Annotated in this window: 15 protein-coding genes; 4 read left to right on the forward strand and 11 right to left on the reverse strand. The window is 49.7% G+C overall.

Features of this window, described 5'->3' with window-relative positions:
• The first annotated feature begins 3 nt into the window (after positions 1–3).
• A complete protein-coding gene (locus tag LVQ77_RS15525; RefSeq protein WP_232904900.1) occupies positions 4–1,026 on the forward strand; it encodes a HoxN/HupN/NixA family nickel/cobalt transporter in 1,023 nt (340 codons plus the stop codon).
• Positions 1,027–1,069: 43 nt separating this feature from the next.
• Here the strand turns inward: LVQ77_RS15525 and avtA are convergent, their stop codons facing one another.
• Together avtA and LVQ77_RS15535 are read right to left on the reverse strand one after the other, a co-directional pair.
• Positions 1,070–2,323 carry a valine--pyruvate transaminase gene (avtA, locus tag LVQ77_RS15530; protein WP_151993778.1) on the reverse strand — a complete coding sequence of 418 codons (1,254 nt, stop codon included), beginning with the start codon at positions 2,321–2,323 and terminating at the stop codon, positions 1,070–1,072.
• Positions 2,324–2,513: 190 nt separating this feature from the next.
• The gene (locus LVQ77_RS15535) at positions 2,514–4,532 is read right to left on the reverse strand and encodes an alpha-amylase (RefSeq protein ID WP_232904902.1); all 2,019 of its coding nucleotides are present in this window, start codon (positions 4,530–4,532) and stop codon (positions 2,514–2,516) included.
• A gap of 314 nt (positions 4,533–4,846) precedes the next feature.
• On the opposite strand from LVQ77_RS15535, the gene LVQ77_RS15540 reads away from it, so the two are divergent.
• On the forward strand, positions 4,847–5,680 hold the full coding sequence (locus LVQ77_RS15540; protein WP_034460478.1) for a protein bax: 834 nt from the start codon (positions 4,847–4,849) through the stop codon (positions 5,678–5,680).
• A 78-nt stretch (positions 5,681–5,758) separates the two neighbouring features.
• Here LVQ77_RS15540 and xylR read toward each other — a convergent pair whose 3' ends face one another.
• The 4 genes from xylR to xylF all read right to left on the reverse strand — a co-directional run bounded on the left by xylR (position 5,759) and on the right by xylF (position 10,861).
• Positions 5,759–6,937 carry a D-xylose utilization transcriptional activator XylR gene (gene xylR, locus LVQ77_RS15545; protein ID WP_064514595.1) on the reverse strand — a complete coding sequence of 393 codons (1,179 nt, stop codon included), beginning with the start codon at positions 6,935–6,937 and terminating at the stop codon, positions 5,759–5,761.
• Between the two features lie 172 nt (positions 6,938–7,109).
• Entirely contained in the window at positions 7,110–8,291 is a 1,182-nt protein-coding gene (xylH, locus tag LVQ77_RS15550) for a xylose ABC transporter permease XylH (RefSeq protein WP_232863887.1), read from the reverse strand.
• Positions 8,278–9,810: a xylose ABC transporter ATP-binding protein gene (locus LVQ77_RS15555; protein ID WP_232904904.1), complete on the reverse strand. Its 1,533-nt coding sequence runs from the start codon at positions 9,808–9,810 to the stop codon at positions 8,278–8,280. The genes xylH and LVQ77_RS15555 overlap by 14 nt, the downstream gene beginning before the upstream one ends.
• Before the next feature lie 58 nt (positions 9,811–9,868).
• A complete protein-coding gene (xylF, locus tag LVQ77_RS15560; RefSeq protein ID WP_232863889.1) occupies positions 9,869–10,861 on the reverse strand; it encodes a D-xylose ABC transporter substrate-binding protein in 993 nt (330 codons plus the stop codon).
• Positions 10,862–11,228: 367 nt separating this feature from the next.
• On the opposite strand from xylF, the gene xylA reads away from it, so the two are divergent.
• Together xylA and xylB are read left to right on the forward strand one after the other, a co-directional pair.
• Positions 11,229–12,551: a xylose isomerase gene (xylA, locus tag LVQ77_RS15565; protein ID WP_232904906.1), complete on the forward strand. Its 1,323-nt coding sequence runs from the start codon at positions 11,229–11,231 to the stop codon at positions 12,549–12,551.
• Between the two features lie 75 nt (positions 12,552–12,626).
• Positions 12,627–14,081, forward strand: coding sequence for a xylulokinase (gene xylB, locus LVQ77_RS15570; protein ID WP_232904908.1), 1,455 nt, complete (start codon positions 12,627–12,629; stop codon positions 14,079–14,081).
• 77 nt (positions 14,082–14,158) lie between these two features.
• Here xylB and gntU read toward each other — a convergent pair whose 3' ends face one another.
• The 5 genes from gntU to LVQ77_RS15595 form a co-directional block, all read right to left on the reverse strand.
• Entirely contained in the window at positions 14,159–15,499 is a 1,341-nt protein-coding gene (gntU, locus tag LVQ77_RS15575) for a gluconate transporter (RefSeq protein ID WP_151993786.1), read from the reverse strand.
• Positions 15,496–16,029: a gluconokinase gene (gene gntK / locus LVQ77_RS15580; RefSeq protein WP_151993787.1), complete on the reverse strand. Its 534-nt coding sequence runs from the start codon at positions 16,027–16,029 to the stop codon at positions 15,496–15,498. Before gntK ends, gntU begins: the two co-directional genes overlap by 4 nt.
• Before the next feature lie 182 nt (positions 16,030–16,211).
• Positions 16,212–17,207 carry a gluconate operon transcriptional repressor GntR gene (gntR, locus tag LVQ77_RS15585; protein WP_232863891.1) on the reverse strand — a complete coding sequence of 332 codons (996 nt, stop codon included), beginning with the start codon at positions 17,205–17,207 and terminating at the stop codon, positions 16,212–16,214.
• A 227-nt stretch (positions 17,208–17,434) separates the two neighbouring features.
• Positions 17,435–18,130, reverse strand: a complete 696-nt coding sequence (locus LVQ77_RS15590) for a pirin family protein (protein ID WP_232863892.1) — start codon at positions 18,128–18,130, stop codon at positions 17,435–17,437.
• A 124-nt stretch (positions 18,131–18,254) separates the two neighbouring features.
• Entirely contained in the window at positions 18,255–19,292 is a 1,038-nt protein-coding gene (locus LVQ77_RS15595) for an oxidoreductase (protein ID WP_232904910.1), read from the reverse strand.
• Positions 19,293–19,411: the final 119 nt, after the last annotated feature.

Genomic DNA, 19,411 nt, shown 5'->3' on the forward strand with positions numbered 1-19,411 from the left:
ATGATGTTATTGCGTATTCTTCGTGACAACCCACGCGCTGCTGTATTGCTCGTGGCTTTAGTTGCAGCCAATCTAGCCGCCTGGGCCTGGGCTTTGGTTTCATTCCATCACAGCACCGCGCTGATGGCCGCAAGCCTGCTTGCCTGGTGCTACGGTTTGCGCCATGCGGTTGATGCCGACCACATTGCAGCGATTGATAACGTGACGCGCAAAATGATGCAGCAGGGGAAACGCCCGTTTGGTATCGGTGCATGGTTCTCACTGGGGCACTCGAGCATTGTCGTGCTGGCATCTGTTGCGATTGCCGCAACCGCGGCGGCATTTCAGAGCGATATGGATTGGTTTCATGATGTTGGCGGTGTGATTGGCACTGCCGTATCGGCGTGTTTCTTGCTGGCAATGGCGCTGGTGAACCTGGTGATTTTACGTGGCGTATGGCGTAATTTCCGCCAGCTTAAACGCGGTGAATCATTGTCTGCAGAGGCGACCGATTTTAACGGCGGCGGCATGATGAGCTGGCTGTTCCGCTCCACTTTCAAGCTTATCAACAAGAGCTGGCATATGTATCTGGTCGGCTTTTTGTTCGGTTTAGGTTTTGATACTGCAACAGAGATTGGCGTATTAGGCATTTCTGCTGCCAGCGCTTCAAGCGGTATGTCGATGTGGTCGATTCTGGTGTTCCCGGCGCTGTTTGCTAGCGGTATGGCACTGATTGATACGCTCGACAATATGATTATGGTTGGTGCTTATGGCTGGGCGTTTAACAAACCGCAGCGCAAGCTCTATTACAACATGACCATCACCGGCACATCCGTTGTCGTAGCGCTGTTTATTGGCGGCATGGAAGCATTAGGCTTGCTGGCGGATAAATTCAACCTGCATACAGGCCTGTGGAAATGGGTTGATGCGCTGAATGAAAATCTCGGTAATGCGGGCTTTATTGTGGTTGGGCTGTTTATTGCTTGCTGGATTGTGTCGATGCTGAACTACCGTTGGAAGGGATACGATTCGTTGGTAGTTCGCTAATCAGACAAACCTTCTCCCTTTCCAGGGAGAAGGTTTTTAAAATTTACTTCGCTTCAGCCCACGCCCGCTCGATCTCTTCGGCAAGAATCTTCACACCCGCTTCGATTTTCTCAGGCTCCGGCACGTAGTTCATGCGCATGCACTGATGTGTGTGCGGCCACGGTTTATCAAGGCCCGGGAAGAAGTAATCCCCTGGAACCATCAATACGCCGCGTTTTTTCAGGCGCTGATAGAGTAACTCGGTGGAAATCGGCAAATCTTTAAACCACAACCAAAGGAAAATAGCCCCTTCCGGTTTGTGGATCAGGCAGCGATCTGGCGACAAATAGCGGCGAATCGTCGCGATTGTGTCCTGAACACGCTGGTAGTAGAACGGCTTAATCACCGTTTCAGACAAGCGCAGCAAATCGTTACGCTTAATCATTTCAGTGGCCATTGCCGGGCCAACCCCGCCAGGAGCCAGGCTGATAATGCCGTTCATGTTGGTGATAGCGGAGATGATTTTTTCATTGGCGATGATGATGCCACAACGACTTCCCGGCAAGCCGAGCTTCGAGAGGCTCATACAAAGGATAATGTTCGGATTCCACAGCGGGCGTGCTTCGGTGAAAATAATGCCCGGGAACGGTACGCCATACGCGTTATCAATCACCAACGGAATGCCATGCTGGTGCGCCAACGCGTCGAGTTTAATCAGCTCTTCATCGGTAATGACGTTGCCCGTCGGGTTGGTCGGGCGCGACACACAAATCATCCCGGTATCCGGACCGATTTGCAGGTGTTCAAAATCGACGTGATATTTAAACTGGCCTTCCGGTAGCAGTTCGATATTCGGGCGCGTCGAGACAAACAGGTCTTCTTCAAGCCCCGAATCCGCATAACCGATATATTCAGGTGCCAGCGGGAACAACACTTTTTTAGTGCTGCCATCCGCGTAACGACCCGCGAACAGATTAAACAAGTAGAAAAATGCGCTCTGACTGCCATTAGTCAGTGCAATGTTCTGAGGATTAATATCCCAACCTAATTCTGTACGCAGCATATCTGCAAGTGCGTCCAGTAACTCACTTTTCCCCTGCGGACCGTCGTAATTGCATAGCGCATCAGCCATTTTCCCGTTTGCCAGCATGTCTGCCAACAGATCCTGGAAGTAGTCATTCATAGCAGGAATTTGCGCAGGATTACCGCCACCGAGCATGATCGCTCCTGGTGTGCGTAGACCATCGTTGAGATCCTCCATCAGGCGCGTAATGCCTGCATGGCGGGTAAATTTGTCGCCGAAAAGTGAAAACGTCATAGCGTAGATCTGTCTTTGACTATCAAAAAGAGGCTAACCATAGCGCCGGAGAAGACATGGTGCAAACCCATTAAGGATAGTCGCAGTCATGGAATATGCTGCTTTAGCTAAGATAAAAAGCATTAAGTACTGCGCTTCGCTTTGCGGCCTAAAAGTGTGTTTGTAGACCGGGTAAGCGAAGCGCCATTCGTTATTGATTCCCCGCCCAGACCACCATCACTTTGTCATCTGCGGATTCACGGCTAAAGCCATACCCTTGCTTCATGCTCAGTGTGTTCTGCTTGCCTGCTCCAATTGCCGGGTGACGAGCTCGGAACTGGCTGATTTTCTGCCAGTGCGAAAGCGTGGCAACATTTTGCCCCCAGTTCATATCAGAACGAGTTCCCTGAAGCGGGTCAGAACCTGTCGGGCCAAATGGCCGCTCAGTCTCATCACCATAGAAAATCTGCACCGCACCAGGTGCCAGCAACAGCAATTCGGCCGCACGCTGGCCACCTTCGCGGAACAGGCGGGTATCATGAGAGGAAAGGTAACTAAGCACATTGAAATCCTGCAACTTAGTCGCCATCTGCTGCCAGGTGAGATCGATGTTTGCCAGGCAATCCACCGCTTTTGCGGCTTGTTCCTGATAATCAAAATTGATCATCGCGTCAAAGCCGCTGTTGTAGTAATCGCTCTTCATCACGCCGTGGCCCCAGGATTCTCCGGTCATCCAGAACGGCGCATCATCCAGCTTTTTATCTGGATTAGCTTTTTTCCATTCGACCAGTGCAGCAACAGATTGCTCTTTAAGCTGCTGCCAGCCCGCTTTTTCGACATGCTTTGCTGTATCAACCCGGAAACCGTCAATACCGTAATCGCGCACCCATTGGCTTAACCAATGGGTCAGGTAATCTCGCACGGTGTAATCGGCAATTTCTTTCGCGTGGGTGTCGGGTTTGTTGCGATAAAAGATCGGCAAGCCCGCTGGTTGTGTGGATTCCGTTTTTAAATCTGGCAGGAAGGCCAACGACATTGTGAGGTCGTCAAATCCAGGGGAGTCGTAATTGCCAATATCGGTGCGAATCCAGTTTTTCCCCCACCAGTTTTGCCAGGCCGTTTTATCACCAAAGTTGATGTAATCATTAAAGGAGTGCCAGCTCTGGCCAGGGCCTGGTTTCCAGTCTGTCCAGTGCTGGCCGAGGGTTTTAGTCAGCTCGTCACCTTTAAGATACAGCGCGCCAAAATCGTACTCCTGCATATCGGCAAGCGTTGCATAGCCTGTATGGTTCATCACGATGTCGAACAAAATTCGAATGCCGCGTTTATGGGCTTCGTCCACCAGTGTGCGTAGTTCGTCCTCAGTCCCCATATTGGCATCGAGTTTGGTCCAGTCCATGGTGTAGTAACCGTGGTAGGCATAGTGTGGGAAATCCCCTTTTGTGCCACCACCAACCCAACCGTGAATTTGCTCGAGAGGAGAGCTTATCCACAACGCGTTCACACCCAGTTGCTGTAGATAATCGAGTTTTTTGGTTAGTCCAGCCAGGTCACCACCGTGGAACGTGCCGATCTCTTGCATTCCATCTTTATGACGGCCATAGCTGTTATCGTTTTTCGGATTACCGTTTTCAAAACGGTCAGTCAGCACAAAATAGACCGTGGCGTTGTGCCAGCTAAACGGAGCGGTCTGTTTGGTGGCGGCTGATTCCAGAAGCAGCAAGCCGTTGCTATTCGCCGCAGGCATTAGGGTAATCTTGCCTTGTGTGACCGTTGTTGTGGCACCGCTGTAGAAATCGCGGACCTCGCTTCCTTCAGCAAAGGTTTTGCTGACATCCACTGTGAGCGGTTTACCATCCCATTTCGGGCACTGACGGGTGACATCAACAGGAGCGGCTTGTGCCTCGCTATTGACGCTCAGGATGAGCGTAGGAGTGCCGCTGCGCGTATCAATTTGAACCCGATACTCTCCTTCGCGAAATAAACGCCAGACGGGAGCTTCCCCTTCACAAGGTTTAAGCGACAGCGCCTGGTTAAGTTTGATTGATTCCGCGGGTTGCCAGCATGACTGATCTGATTTAAGACTGAGCGGTAATATGCCTTTCGCAAGCTTACCTTCGCTCACAAATAGCCCTGGATTTTGCTCTTTAAACGCAGGTAAACCGGGAGCTGTCCAGGCGGCTTGTACCAGTCCAGGGAACAGGAGAAATAGCAGAGGTAATTTTTTCATAGGGTTAAGCCCGTGTTTATCTTTTATTCAGTTTGGCACTGTTTTAATTAACTGAATTCATCCTCAAAATGGATAGTTGGGGATGAGATAATAGGGTGAGTGACGGGGTTATCAGTTTGCTCAAATATGGGATAACCATCGCATATTACGATACTTTTTACCGTCATAAGAAGATCGTACGTGACAACAATTCGGAATCGGATTATTTATTTTGGTGCTCAGAAGGTCTAATTTTGTTAGTATCCGCGTTTACTTTATTCGAAACCTTTAATAAATAAGGCACTGGAAACGTAACGATCCGACCAGGAGATCTAATGATATCAACCCATTTCCGACGATTTGGGGCTGCGATACTTATGTTACTCACCTTCAGTTTTTCAACTGGGGTATTAGCAAGTAAACATGAGCCAAAATCGCATAAAGCCCACATAGTTAAGACCAAAAGCACGACGACACACAGTAAGAAATTGGTAAGTAGTAAAAAAGAGTATTCTCGCAATAGTGAAATTGCATCGCTCCCTGACTTGCGAAAATACCCTTCCGGAACACCTAGAAAAAAAGCGTTTCTCCGGACGGTCATGCCATATATTACTAGTCAAAATGCAGCGATTACTGCGGACCGTAACTGGTTGGTTTCTAAGCAGTATGAAAAACGCTGGTCACCATCAGAGCGTACACGCCTGAAAGGCATTACCCAGCGCTACAAAATTGCGTGGAATGGTAATACTAAGCGTGTGCCGTGGAATACGCTGATGGAAAAAGTCGACATCATTCCTACCAACATGGTGGCAACGATGGCTGCAGCTGAAAGCGGCTGGGGTACATCTAAACTTGCCCGCAGCAATAACAACTTGTTTGGTATGAAGTGCAGCAAGCGCCATTGCAACAGCGAACCAGGTAAAGTTAAAGGCTATTTGCATTACGATTCAGTTAAAGAAGGCGTTAACGCTTACGTAACAAATCTGAATACGCATCCGGCCTATAATTCCTTCCGTAAATCACGTGCGCAATTGCGTAAAGCGGATCAGGAAGTGACTGCCAGCAATATGATTCATAAGCTGAAAGGATATTCTACAAAAGGTAGTAGCTATAACAATTACCTATTTGCGATGTATCAAACCAATCAGCGCTTTATGGCACCGAACTAATTAAAAAAATAGAATGTTAAAAATAAGTAATAATTCACGCCTTCAATTCGAAGGCGTTTTTTTTGGTTAATTCATTCACTAAACCAATATTTCACTATGCCTTTCACGATGATCTTTCGGCGTTGAGTCATACTCTTTTTTAAATACCGAATAGAAATATTGTAGTGATGGGTAACCGCACATTTGCGATATTTCATTGATAGACAAAGACGTAGACACCAGCAAACTGCGCGCTTTTTCTAACTTTTCGGTGTGAATTATTGTATGAATCGTCTCACCGACCTCTTCTTTAAACCGCTTCTCGAGATTCGAACGCGAGATCCCTACCGCGTCCAAAACCTGCTCAACTTTGATACCTTTACAGGCATGGTTTCGGATGTAATGCATTGCCTGAATCACTGCGGGATCATGCAATGAACGGTAATCCGTTGAACGACGTTCAACCACACGGACCGGCGGCACCAGAATGCGTTGTAAAGCAAGCGGTTCATTGTCCATCAAACGATGCAACAACTTTGCGGCCTGATAGCCCATCTGCCTTGTCCCCTGTGCCACCGATGAGAGCGCCACTCGCGATAGATAACGCGTTAGTTCTTCGTTATCTATCCCAATGACACAGAGCTTCTCCGGCACAGGAATATGCAGATGTTCGCAAACTTGCAGCAGGTGGCGTGCACGTGCATCCGTCACGGCAATAATCCCGGTTTGCGGAGGAAGTGTTTGCACCCAGTCTGCCAGGCGGTTTTGCGCGTGCTGCCAATTCTCAGGGGCCGTTTCTATACCCTGATAAACCACACCCCGGTATTTTTCTTTTGCCACAAGTTGGTTAAAAGCGTATTCACGCTCCATCGCCCAACGCTTGCCGCTGGAGTTCGGCAAACCATAGAAGGCGAAACGTTGAACGCCCTTCTCTTTTAGATGCAAAAATGCACTTTCCACTAGCGCATGGTTGTCGGTAGCAATGTAATGCACTGGTGGATAGTGTTCTGGCAAATGGTAGGAGCCTCCTACACCAACAATCGGAACATCCGCCCCATCTAATAAACGCTGGATTTCAGTATCATCAAAATCGGCAATCACACCGTCGCCTAGCCACTCTTTGATATTGTCGATGCGGGCACGGAAATCTTCTTCAATAAAGATGTCCCACTCAGATTGAGACGCCTGCAAGTATTCACCAACTCCCTCCACTACCTGGCGGTCGTAGGCTTTGTTGGCATTGAATAACAACGTAATGCGATGACGTTTCTCAAACATGCCTTTTCCCTGATAAAAAACTGTATGTGAAAATAACAATGCCCAAGCTACTTCAAGATGCAGGTAGGCGGCAATCGAGACAACCCCGAGGATCTTACTCAAGTAAGTGACTCGGGTGAACGAGAGCAGCCAACAACCCTGCAGTTTGAAGGGCGATGGGCATTTTGCACACTTACGCTTTACGTTTGGTCGCCGAATCCATCCACACAGCCAGCAATAAAATGGCGCCTTTTACGATGTACTGCCAGAACGTAGGCACATCCATCATGCTCATGCCGTTGTCCAGTGAGGCCATGATAAATGCCCCCATTACCGCTCCGGCAACGCTCCCCACACCGCCAGCAAGACTCGTACCGCCAATGACACATGCTGCAATGGCATCCAGCTCAGCAATGTTCCCGGCAGACGGAGAGCCAGCCCCCAGCCGCGAGCTGAGAATTAACCCGGCAATCGCCACCATCAAGCCGTTTATGGCAAATACCGCAAGCTTGGTGCGCTCCACATTAATACCCGATAGCCGCGCCGCCTCGATATTGCCGCCAATCGCGTAAATACGTCTGCCAAACGCTGTGCGAGTCGCCATAAACATTCCCGCTAGCAGTAATAACGTGAGGATAAGCACCGGTGTAGGTACACCACGGTAATCATTGAGTAACCAGATAGCCCCCAACACGATAACGGCTGTGATGGCTTGTCGCCCTACGACACCTGTGGAGGCAGGTGTTTCCAACCCCAGAGCCTGGCGTCGAGTACGCATCTGCCATTGCCAGGCAACAAAAACCACCAGCCCTAAAGTGCCAATACCAAAGCCAATACCATCTGGCAGGTAGCTTTGCCCGATTTGCGACATTGAGGCACTGGTTGGCGATACGGTTGTACCATTAGTAATTCCAATCAGCACGCCGCGAAACGCCAGCATTCCAGCAAGCGTGACGATAAATGACGGCACTTTACGATACGCCACCCACCACCCGTTCCACGCCCCCAAAACGAGGCCAAGTATCAGAGTTACGGCAATCGTGAGTGGCAGTGGCCACCCAAGCCAAACATCAAAAATTGCCGCCACACCACCGAGTAAACCCATCATCGAGCCGACAGAAAGATCGATTTCTGCCGAAATGATGACGAACACCATGCCTACCGCAAGAATCCCGGTGATCGCGGTTTGGCGTAACAAATTGGAGATATTTCTGGCACTCAGATAAGCGCCTTCGGTGGTCCAGGTAAAGAACAGCATAATCACCACAATCGCTGCGATCATGACAAAAACCTGGAGATTAAGTGCCCGTAGCCCGGCAAAAGGTGATGCCGCGGGTGCCGTGAGTTTCATTTCAGACGGATTACTTTTCGACATGCTTTTCGCTCCTCAGTGCAGCTTCCATAACCTGCTCCTGGGTCAGGTTATTATTAATCAGATTGGCTTTGATTCGCCCCTCATGCATCACCAGCACTCTGTCACTCAGACCGAGCACTTCCGGCAATTCCGATGAGATAACAATGACCGCAATACCTTGCTGAACCAGCTGATTAATAAGTTTGTAGATTTCGTATTTCGCGCCGATATCAATGCCACGTGTGGGTTCATCGAGAATCAAAATGCGTGGATTGAGAAGCAGGCAACGCGCCAGAATGGCTTTTTGCTGGTTGCCGCCGCTCAAGCGACCGATTGCCAACTCTGGTGATGAAGTTTTAACTTTCAGTCGCCCAATCGATTGCAGAATGCAGTTTTGTTCGGCAGCGTCATCCAGGTGAGTTAACGCGCCAGAAAACTGGCTTAATGCGGCAAGTGTGATGTTTTGCCCAACAGCCATGACCGGTACGATGCCATCTTTTTTGCGATCTTCTGGCACCATCGCAATGCCGTGGGCTATCGCCTGCTGGCAATTGCCGATAGTGACTGGTTGATTATCAATGAAAATACGGCCTTCAGACTTGCCCGGCCAGACGCCAAACAAACACTGCACAGCTTCGGTACGCCCCGCGCCGACCAATCCTGCTATCCCAAGAATTTCACCTTTATGCAGTGAAAACGAAATGTCATTGACTCGTTTGATATGCCGATTGACCGGGTGCCAGGCAGTGAGATGCTCAACGCGCAGCACTTCTTCACCAATCTGATGCGGTTCATTAGGATAAAGCGCCGTAAGCTCACGCCCCACCATCATGGTGATGATGTCTTCTTCACGCATCAATGCCGCATCCCGTGTACCAATAGGTTGCCCATCGCGGATAACGCAAATGGTGTCGGAAATGGCTTTCACTTCATTGAGTTTGTGGGAGATATAAATACAGGCAATACCATGAGCTTGTAGATCACGAATAATTGCTAGCAGCACTGCAGTTTCTTGCTCAGTGAGTGAGGCCGTGGGCTCATCCAGAATGAGTAAGCGCACTTGTTTATTAAGCGCTTTGGCAATTTCGACCAACTGTTGCTGCCCAAGCCCCAGCGAACCGACGCGCGTATCGGGGGAAATATTTAGGCTCACCTGTGAGAGCAGTTTTTGGCATCGGAGCGTCATGCCGTCGTAATCCAGTACACCATACTGCGACAACTCAGCACCGAGGAAAATATTCTCAAGCACTGTCAGATGTTTAACCAGCGCCAGTTCCTGGTGAATAATCGCAATACCTTTGCGTTCGGTATCGCGGATATGGCTCGCCTGAAGTTTTTCACCGGCGAACCATATGTCGCCTTCGTAACTGCCGTAGGGGTAGATACCGCACAGCACTTTCATCAGCGTGGATTTACCAGAGCCGTTTTCGCCACAAAGGGACATCACTTCACCAGCATCAACTGACAGACTGACGTTATCCACGGCCTTCACAACACCAAAAGCTTTGGTGATATTTTTCATTTCCAGTAAACAAGGCATAGCCCCTCCTTTACCTGTTTTCAGGATGTCGCCCGTGGCACAGCACGGGCGAAGTGGGTTATAGCTCGTTCTTCTTGTGGAAACCGTCTGCCACAACGGTGCTGTCGATATTGGTTTTATCGACTTCGACAGGTGTCAGTAGACGCGAGGGAACATCTTTAATGCCATTGTTCAATACAGCGTCAGAAGCGGGTTGCTTGCCTTCACCTAATTCCACAGCAATTTCAGCTGCCGTATTCGCAAGCTTGGTGATTGGCTTATAAACCGTCATGGTTTGTGTACCGGCAATAATGCGTTTCACCCCAGCCAAATCCGCATCCTGCCCGGAAATGGCGACTTTCCCAGCTAACCCTTGCGCACTTAATGCCTGAATTGCGCCGCCTGCAGTCGCATCGTTTGACGCCACCACCGCATCGATTTTATTGTTATTAGCCGTCAGAGCATTCTCCATAATTTTCAATGCGTTTTCAGGCAGCCAACCATCAGCCCATTGATCGCCGACAACTTTTATTTTCCCACTATCAATATAAGGATTTAATACTTTCATCTGCCCGGCACGGAACATTTTGGCATTATTATCAACAGGTGAGCCACCCATTAAGAAATAATTGCCAGAAGGCACTTTATTAACAAGACTTTGCGCCTGTAACTCACCTACCTTTTCATTATCAAATGAGATGTAATAATCAATGTCGGCATTATTAATCATGCGATCATAAGCTAATACTTTTATTCCTTCTCTTTTTGCTTCAGCAATCACATTGCTTAACACCTGGCCGTTGTAAGGAATAATGACCAGTACATCAACGCCACGGTTAATCATGTTTTCTATTTGCGACATTTGCGTTTCTTCGTTGCCATTCGCGGATTGTACAAAGACTTTCGCGCCCAACGATTCGGCTTTTTTAACAAAAATATCGCGGTCTTTCTGCCAGCGCTCAAGACGTAAATCGTCTATTGCCATGCCAATTTTCACTTCTTTAGCAATACCACTGATACTGGTCAGAACGAGTGAGGCACACAGCGTTAGTAAGAGGTTCTTAATCTTCATATTGTTATACCTTTGTAGGGATGAATAACTCGGATTAAAATTATTATCTGTCGACCGGAGAGGATTGTTGTCTGTGAATGCAAATCCAGCAATTACAGATTTTTATCTTCCCATTACGTTTTTTGGTTTAATTTCTAATTTATGACGGCGATCTTCTTTTAATTTAAAAAATTCATTCGTTGCTTTATTTACTGGAATAACTATCGAGATATTTCATTCATTATTTTCAGTATTTTTGCGAAGCAGCGCACATTTGAGCATTCTCTTAAACGCAGTGTGAAATAACGTAATTGAGCAACGCCCGAGGAAAATACAGGATGGTGACAGAATCGCTTACTTGCCGCCCCCCTTGATTACGGAGTCACTTATGCAAGCCTATTTCGACCAACTTGAACGCGTACGTTTTGAAGGTACCAAATCCACTAATCCTCTGGCATTCCGCCACTACAATCCGGACGAAATCGTTCTGGGTAAACGCATGGAAGAACACCTGCGCTTTGCTGCCTGTTACTGGCATAACTTCTGCTGGAATGGCACGGATATGTTTGGTTCCGGTTCCTTTGAGCGTCCCTGGCTGCAAGCAGGCGATGCGTTAGGTCTGGCAAAACAGAAAGCTGACGTGGCGTTTGAATTCTTCCACAAGTTGAATGTGCCGTATTACTGCTTCCACGATGTAGACGTTTCACCAGAAGGTGCGTCTCTGAAAGAGTATCTGAACAACTTCACGCAAATGACCGAAGTGCTGGCGCAAAAGCAGCAAGAAAGTGGTGTGAAATTGCTGTGGGGTACTGCCAACTGCTTTACCAACCCACGTTTTGGTGCCGGTGCGGCAACCAACCCGGATCCAGAAGTGTTTTCCTGGGCTGCCACACAAGTAGTAACGGCAATGAATGCCACTCACAAACTGGGCGGTGAAAACTATGTACTTTGGGGTGGCCGTGAAGGTTACGAATCCCTGCTCAATACCGATTTGCGTCAAGAGCGCGAGCAAATTGGCCGCTTCTTGCAAATGGTTGTTGAGCACAAACACAAAATTGGTTTCCGTGGCACGTTGCTTATCGAACCAAAACCGCAAGAACCAACGAAGCATCAGTACGATTACGATGTCGCCACGGTTTATGGTTTCCTGAAACAATTTGGTCTGGAAAAAGAGATCAAAGTAAATATTGAAGCAAACCACGCAACACTTGCTGGTCACTCATTCCATCACGAAATCGCCAGTGCTATTGCCCTGGGCATCTTTGGTTCGGTTGATGCCAACCGTGGCGACCCACAACTGGGCTGGGATACCGACCAGTTCCCAAATAGCGTGGAAGAAAATTCATTAGTGATGTACGAAATCCTTAAAGCAGGTGGTTTCACCACGGGCGGTCTGAACTTTGATGCCAAAGTGCGTCGTCAAAGCACCGATAAGTACGACCTGTTCTATGGTCATATTGGTGCGATGGACGTGATGGCGCTGTCGCTGAAAATTGCTGCGCGCATGATTGAAGATGGTGAACTGGATAAGCGTGTTGCGAAGCGTTATGCCGGTTGGAATGGTGAACTGGGCCAGCAAATTCTGAAAGGACAAATGTCTCTTGCGCAGATTGCACAGTACGCTGAGCAGCATAACCTGGCGCCGCAGCACCAGAGTGGTCATCAGGAACTGCTGGAAAACCTGGTGAATCATTATCTGTTTGATAGATAAGTTTAATTCATAACCCATGTGGTGGATGACGCTTCGCTTATCCACCCTACGAAATACTTTCAAGGAACTGCCACTATGTATATCGGAATCGATCTCGGCACTTCGGGCGTTAAAGCGATTTTGCTCAGTGAGCAAGGCGAAGTGCTGGCCTCAAAGACTGAACCGCTGACGGTATCGCGCCCGCATCCGTTATGGTCGGAGCAAGACCCTGAACACTGGTGGCAAGCCACAGACCGCGCGATGAAAGCGCTCGGCAAACAGCATTCTCTTGCTGGCGTGAAAGCACTGGGGATTGCCGGGCAAATGCATGGCGCAACCCTGCTTGATAAGCAGCAGAAGGTGCTGCGCCCCGCAATTTTATGGAATGACGGCCGCTGTAGTGAAGAATGTACGCTGCTGGAAGCTGCCGTACCTGAATCACGTGAGATTACTGGCAACCTGATGATGCCGGGTTTTACTGCACCAAAGCTGTTGTGGGTTCAGCGCCATGAGCCTGAGATTTTCGCGCAAATCGATAAGGTCCTGTTACCGAAAGATTATCTGCGTTTGCGTATGACCGGCGTATTTGCCAGTGACATGTCAGATGCCGCAGGCACCATGTGGCTGGATGTCGCAAAGAGAGACTGGAGCGACAAAATGCTCGACGCCTGCCAACTCAATCGCCAGCAAATGCCTGGCCTATATGAAGGCAGTGAAATAACCGGTACGTTGAAAGAAGACGTGGCTAAGGCTTGGAATATGTCCGCTGTGCCAGTTGTTGCAGGCGGTGGAGATAACGCAGCAGGAGCCGTTGGCGTGGGCATGATGGATGTCGGCCAGGCAATGTTGTCGCTAGGCACATCAGGCGTTTACTTCGCCGTTAGCGATGGTTTCCGCAGTAAGCCTGAAAGTGCCGTTCACAGCTTCTGCCATGCATTACCCAATCGCTGGCATTTAATGTCTGTGATGTTAAGCGCCGCATCTTGTTTGGATTGGGCTGCAAAACTGACTGGCCTTGGCACCGTTCCGGCATTACTGGCCGCCGCTGAAAAAGCCGATGAAGAAGCGGGAGATATTTGGTTCCTGCCATATCTTTCAGGTGAGCGCACACCACACAACAATCCGCAGGCAAAAGGTGTTTTCTTTGGCCTGACACATCAGCATGGCCCGGCAGAACTTGCCCGCGCCGTGCTTGAAGGCGTGGGTTATGCGCTGGCAGATGGTATGGACGTCGTTCATTCCTGTGGAGTGACACCACAAAGCGTGACGCTAATCGGAGGCGGTGCGCGTAGCCCTTACTGGCGGCAAATACTGGCGGATATCAGCGGGCAAACGCTGGATTACCGTACGGGGGGTGATGTTGGGCCAGCGCTGGGTGCGGCGCGTCTGGCACAAATCGCGGTATCACCGGAGAAACCTTTGCAGTCACTGCTTCCGCAGTTAGCGCTTGAGCAACAGCACAAGCCGGATATGGCTCGCCATGAGCATTACAAAGCGCGGCGTAAAGTCTTTAACCAGATTTATCAGCAGTTATTGCCGTTGATGTCGTGAAGGTGTTTTGAAAAGCATGACGCTCTGGGTTTGCCAGAGCGTCAAATTTATGTCGGGTGACGCTACGCTTTTCCGACCTACGAGAGCAGCGTAAAAGCAATCATCCCAACAACCGCACCCGTGGTGCCGAGGATGGTTTCCATCATGGTCCAGGTCTTCAGGGTTTGCCCTTCGGTTGCACCAGTGAACTTACCAAACAACCAGAAACCAGCGTCGTTAACGTGGCTCACAACAATAGATCCACCCGCGATACAAATCGACAAAGCAGCCATTTGCGCGCCGTTATAGTTCAGTTGTTCAATAACCGGCATCACAAGACCAACGGCGGTCAGGCAAGCAACGGTTGCGGAGCCCTGAATAATGCGAACCGCAGCAGCCAGCACAAAGCAGGTTAAAGCAATGGGCAAACCTAAACCCGTCAGTGCTTCGCCCAGTGCAGGGCCTACGCCTGAGTCCACAAGTACTTGTTTAAATACCCCGCCCGCACCGATAACCAGCAAGATAATGCCAGCCGGTTGCAGCGCGTGGCCGCAGATTTCCATGACCTTTTCTTTCGCCATTCCCTGGCGATATGCCAGGCCATAAATAGCAACCAGACACGCCACCAGAATCGCGGTGAACGGATGGCCAATAAACTCAAGCCATTCGTACAGCGTGGAACCCTGTTCGACGAAACGTGCAGCGATGGTTTTCATCCCGACCAACACCAGCGGCAGCAGAATAAGCGACAAGCTGAAACCGAACGATGGCAGTTTGCCTTCGCCCAGATGCGGTTCGGTGATGTCGTCAGGAATATGCAGCTCGACGTATTTACTGATGAAGTTACCAAACAACGGCCCGGCGATAATCATGCTTGGTATGGCGGCGCACAGGCCCAGCAGAATCATCCAGCCAAAGTCGGCGTGCATTTGGGAAGCCAGTAGCATGGGTGCAGGCCCTGGCAGCAGAAACGCTGCAGCAGCGGCGACACCTGCGAATAAGGGAATAACCAATTTAACCAGGTTTGTTCCGGTGTGGCGGGCCATAGAAAACGCCACGCTAATCAGCAGAACAATGGCAACTTCGAAGAACAACGGTAGTGCGCAAATCAAGCCTGCCAGGCCAATCGCGTAATGTGCGCGACTCTTGCCGAAAGCCTTGAGCATTTTGACGGCTATCTGGTCTACGGCACCTGTTTCATGAAGAATCTTGCCAAACATCGCCCCAAGGGCGACGACGATGGCAAGAAATCCAAGTGTACCGCCCATGCCTTTTTCCATGGTTGCCGCGATTTTATCGAGCGGCATCCCGGAAAATATCCCTGCACCAATTGAAACCACCATCAAAGCAACGAAAGCATGCATACGCGCCTTCATCACTAAAAACAACAGCAGTAAAACCGAACCTACTGCTGTTAAAACAAGGGTTAATGTACTCACTGCGCACTGCCTTTATTAATCACATCAATCGTGCTGGCCACCACGCCCTCCAGCGTTTGGTCAATATCCACCACCAGAACATCAGGTTCGTCAGACTTTGGTTCTTCCAGCGTTTCAAACTGAGTGACCAACATTTGAGTTTTGAAGAAGTGACCTTTACGTGCTTTCAGACGGTTTTCAATGACTTCGAAATCCCCTTTCATGTAGATGAAAGAGAGATTTGGGTTACCGTCGCGCAATTGGTCGCGATAAACCTTTTTCAGCGCGGAACACACGATCAAAGAAACTTTGTTGGTGCGTTGCATGGCGAATGCCGCGTCATTTAACGCTTGCAGCCATGGTTTGCGATCTTCGTCATTTAACGGCTCACCGGAAGCCATCTTCATGATATTGCAGCGCGGATGAAGGAAGTCGCCGTCGAGGAACGCGGCTTTGAGTTGATGAGCAACTTCACTCGCGACAGCAGATTTACCGCTGCCAGAGACGCCCATCAGGACGTAGATGTGGTTTTCGTGGTTGGTAGTGCTCATAGCGTAGCTCCGACGGACGAGGTGCTGTTACGGGTAACTGTTATCGGTAACATTGTCCAGAGAGCTTCAGCAATAAGCAATAACCATTAGCTTGCAAAGTGTATAAGTGTGAACTAAATCAAAAAAACAGTGCGTAAGTATTCCGAGTTGCAGCCATGGAGCTGCAACCTGAAATCATTCTGTTATATGGAACCGCCCGGCGACAGCGTAAATCCTAAGTCCAGCATTTGCGGCGTCACCGTTTCGCCACGTATCCGCGCCAGCAAACGCTCCGCACCAATACGCCCCATACGTTCACGCGGCGTTAGTACGCTGGCAAGACGCGGTTCCATCACCTGCCCAATATCGTGGCCGTGGAAACCGGCAATCGCCATATCTTTTGGAATACTCAAGCCCTGACGCTGGCATTCAAATGCCGCACCGATGGCTAAGTCATCGTTAGTACAGAAGATGCTGTCGAGCTGTGGATATTCACGCCTGGCCTGACGGAACAATTCAATACCGGTGGAATATGAGGAGGAATTTTCGACCATTACACTATATGGCACAAGCCCGGCATCGTTCATCGCCTGCTCATAGCCTTTTTTCTTAATCACAGTACGTTCATCAAGACGGGCGCCGAGATACGCTACATGGCGGTGGCCACGCGCAATAATGGCGGCAGTCATCTGGCGTGCTGCTTCGAAGTTATCAAACCCTACCGCAATATCCAGGCATGGTGAAATGCTGTCCATCAGTTCCACAACCGGAATGCCCGCCACTTCAATCATCTTTAACGTGCGTGGGGTATGACTACGTTCGGTGAGGATGAGACCGTCGATATTCCAGGAAAGCATTGATTCCAGGCGCTCTTCTTCCAGTTCCGGCTTGTAGCCGTAGTGGGCGAGCATGGTCTGATAGCCGTAAGCATCCACGACACTTTCAATCCCACGCAGCACTTCTGCAAAAACCTGGTTGGTCAGTGAAGGTAGCAACACACCGATTGCGCGGCTGGTAGAATTGGAGAGGATGTCTGGTGCGCGGTTCGGAATATAGCCAAGTTCATCAAGGGCTGCGGCAATTTTTACCTGTAACGCAGCGGAAACCTGGTCTGGATTACGCAAAAAGCGACTGACCGTCATTTTGGTTATGCCAACGCGATCTGCAACGTCCTGTAATACCGGTCTTTTCTTTTTCATTATCTTGCTGTGCGGGTTATCAATCGACAGCGAAGTTTAGCACGGACAAAGCACAACCTTCCCAGTTTCCGAGGAAGGTTGTGACCGGTAACTATGCATTTAAATACCCAAAATCATTCGGGGTGCAGCAAGGCGGCAAGGAAATAAGTCCCCGGGAGCTTACTAAAGTAAGTGACCGGGGCGAATTTACGTAGCCAACACCGCTGCAACCTGAAGGATGACGGGTATTATACTGGTGGAAGATCGAACAGCAGGATCTCACTCGCTTCGTTGGCATGAATCGAAATCGCTTGTTCATCCCACACAGCAACCGCATCGCTGGTTTTTGCCTGAGTGCCGTTAATAGAGACATCACCTTTCACTACCTGCACCCAAATGCGGCGATCTGCCGGGATCTGGTAGACAGATTGTTCGTCTTTCGCCAAAGCCCAACGCGAGAGTTCCATATCCTGGTTCACTTTCAGAGAACCGTCACGCGCATCCGGCGACAGTACCAGTTGGCGGCCCTGCGGTGCATCAAAACGGCGCTGATCGTAACGCGGCGTGATGCCTGTTTTTTCTGGAATGATCCAGATTTGATACAGACGCAGGCGCTCGGTTTTGCTTGGGTTGTACTCGGAGTGAGTAATACCGGTACCGGCGCTCATAATCTGGAATTCACCCGCTGGAACCTTTTCTTCGTTACCCATGCTGTCGCGGTGCGCTACGGCCCCTTCAAGCACGTAAGTCAGGATTTCCATGTCTTTGTGCGGATGGGTACCGAACCCTTCGCCCGCTTCCACTACGTCTTCGTTAATCACACGTAATGCCGAGAAACCCATGAAATTGGCATCGTAATAGTTAGCGAATGAGAAGGTGTGCCAGCTATCCAACCAACCATGATTCGCATGACCACGTTCTTCAGCTTTTCTTAAAAAGATCATCTTCATTTCTCCGCAATTCGTTTGATGGACTAAGTGTGGACTCGAATCGGAAATGATCATAGAGGGTGAAAATTGACGCCTCTGTTCAAAAAATGTGAACGAGTCAGAGGCGTCAGATTTCAGGTTAAGCGAGGGTCACAGTAGAGGGGGAAGCCTGTTCGAAACCGCGTTCGAGGATCTCAAGGTTGGTCAGTGCTTCAATTTCTCTGACGTAATTTGGCTTGCCGTTAAGAATGGTTTCGTACAGCGCGTCGTATACGCGCCCATAGTCACCCGCTTCCGGCTTCAGCTCTTCGCGCACGGTTTCACCCGCGTCGTTTACGTACTCAAGCACACCGACGCTGCTGTCTGCCGCAAAACCCTGCTCGCCCGGCATAATGTACGCTTTAAGGCTGGTTTCTTGCTGGTCGATGCCGTACTTAATGAATGAGCCTTTGGTGCCGTGAACCAGGAATTTCGGGTAATCGATTTTCACCAGATGGCTGGTTTTGACGATGGCTTTCATATCGCCATAGAACAGCTGCGCTTCAAAGGTATCGTCCGGGTTGGCTTTATTACGCACGCTACGAATATCGTAGGCGACGTGGTCCGGGCGGCCAAACAGCGAGATGATTTGGTCCATGGTATGCACGCCGAGGCCATAAAACGCGCCATCTGCCGGCAGCCCAGGTTTAGTTTCCGCAACCGGGCGATACATATCAAAGTGGCTTTCAATCTCGACAATTTCGCCCAGTTTTCCGCTTTCGATGGCTTTTTTCATCGTCAGGAAGCAGGAGTCAAAACGGCGGTTCTGGTAAGGCGTGACAGTCAGCCCTTTGGCTTTCGCCAGTTCAAATAACTCTTTGGCTTCGGCAAGCGTTGGGGTGAACGGCTTTTCCACCAGCACATTTTTGCCTGCTTCAAGTGCGCGTTTCGCGTAATCAAAGTGGCTGTCAGCGTGGGTGCAAACCACCACCAGTTTGACCTGCGGGTCGTTAAGAATGTCGTCGAGTTGGCTGGTGAAATGGATGTGACTATATTCCGGTTGCTGCTCGATATCCGGCTTTTCATTGCGGCGGAAGATATGCGCAACGTGGAATTTATCCTTGCGAACCAGTACGTAAGGGAGGTGGTAACGCGTGGTGCTTTTGCCAAAACCTATAAAAGCGCAGTGTAGGGTCATTGCTTCGTCCTTTTTGACTTTGAATTGCAATTACCATACTTGAGACGAAGGCGGATGTCGCGGCGCTAAGCCGTCCACGGATCGATAGTTGTTTGCCCAAATTAGTTGGAGTTGTAGCA

This window comes from Buttiauxella cochleicola, assembly GCF_021282435.1.
In the GTDB taxonomy this organism is placed as follows: Bacteria; Pseudomonadota; Gammaproteobacteria; order Enterobacterales; family Enterobacteriaceae; genus Buttiauxella; species Buttiauxella massiliensis.

Coding starts and splice junctions, on each gene's coding strand:
- LVQ77_RS15525 (WP_232904900.1), top strand. CDS start 4: ATGTTATTGCGTATTCTTCGTGACAACCCACGCGCTGCTGTATTGCTC.
- avtA (WP_151993778.1), bottom strand. CDS start 2,323: ATGACGTTTTCACTTTTCGGCGACAAATTTACCCGCCATGCAGGCATT.
- LVQ77_RS15535 (WP_232904902.1), bottom strand. CDS start 4,532: ATGAAAAAATTACCTCTGCTATTTCTCCTGTTCCCTGGACTGGTACAA.
- LVQ77_RS15540 (WP_034460478.1), top strand. CDS start 4,847: ATGATATCAACCCATTTCCGACGATTTGGGGCTGCGATACTTATGTTA.
- xylR (WP_064514595.1), bottom strand. CDS start 6,937: ATGTTTGAGAAACGTCATCGCATTACGTTGTTATTCAATGCCAACAAA.
- xylH (WP_232863887.1), bottom strand. CDS start 8,291: ATGTCGAAAAGTAATCCGTCTGAAATGAAACTCACGGCACCCGCGGCA.
- LVQ77_RS15555 (WP_232904904.1), bottom strand. CDS start 9,810: ATGCCTTGTTTACTGGAAATGAAAAATATCACCAAAGCTTTTGGTGTT.
- xylF (WP_232863889.1), bottom strand. CDS start 10,861: ATGAAGATTAAGAACCTCTTACTAACGCTGTGTGCCTCACTCGTTCTG.
- xylA (WP_232904906.1), top strand. CDS start 11,229: ATGCAAGCCTATTTCGACCAACTTGAACGCGTACGTTTTGAAGGTACC.
- xylB (WP_232904908.1), top strand. CDS start 12,627: ATGTATATCGGAATCGATCTCGGCACTTCGGGCGTTAAAGCGATTTTG.
- gntK (WP_151993787.1), bottom strand. CDS start 16,029: ATGAGCACTACCAACCACGAAAACCACATCTACGTCCTGATGGGCGTC.
- gntR (WP_232863891.1), bottom strand. CDS start 17,207: ATGAAAAAGAAAAGACCGGTATTACAGGACGTTGCAGATCGCGTTGGC.
- LVQ77_RS15590 (WP_232863892.1), bottom strand. CDS start 18,130: ATGATCTTTTTAAGAAAAGCTGAAGAACGTGGTCATGCGAATCATGGT.
- LVQ77_RS15595 (WP_232904910.1), bottom strand. CDS start 19,292: ATGACCCTACACTGCGCTTTTATAGGTTTTGGCAAAAGCACCACGCGT.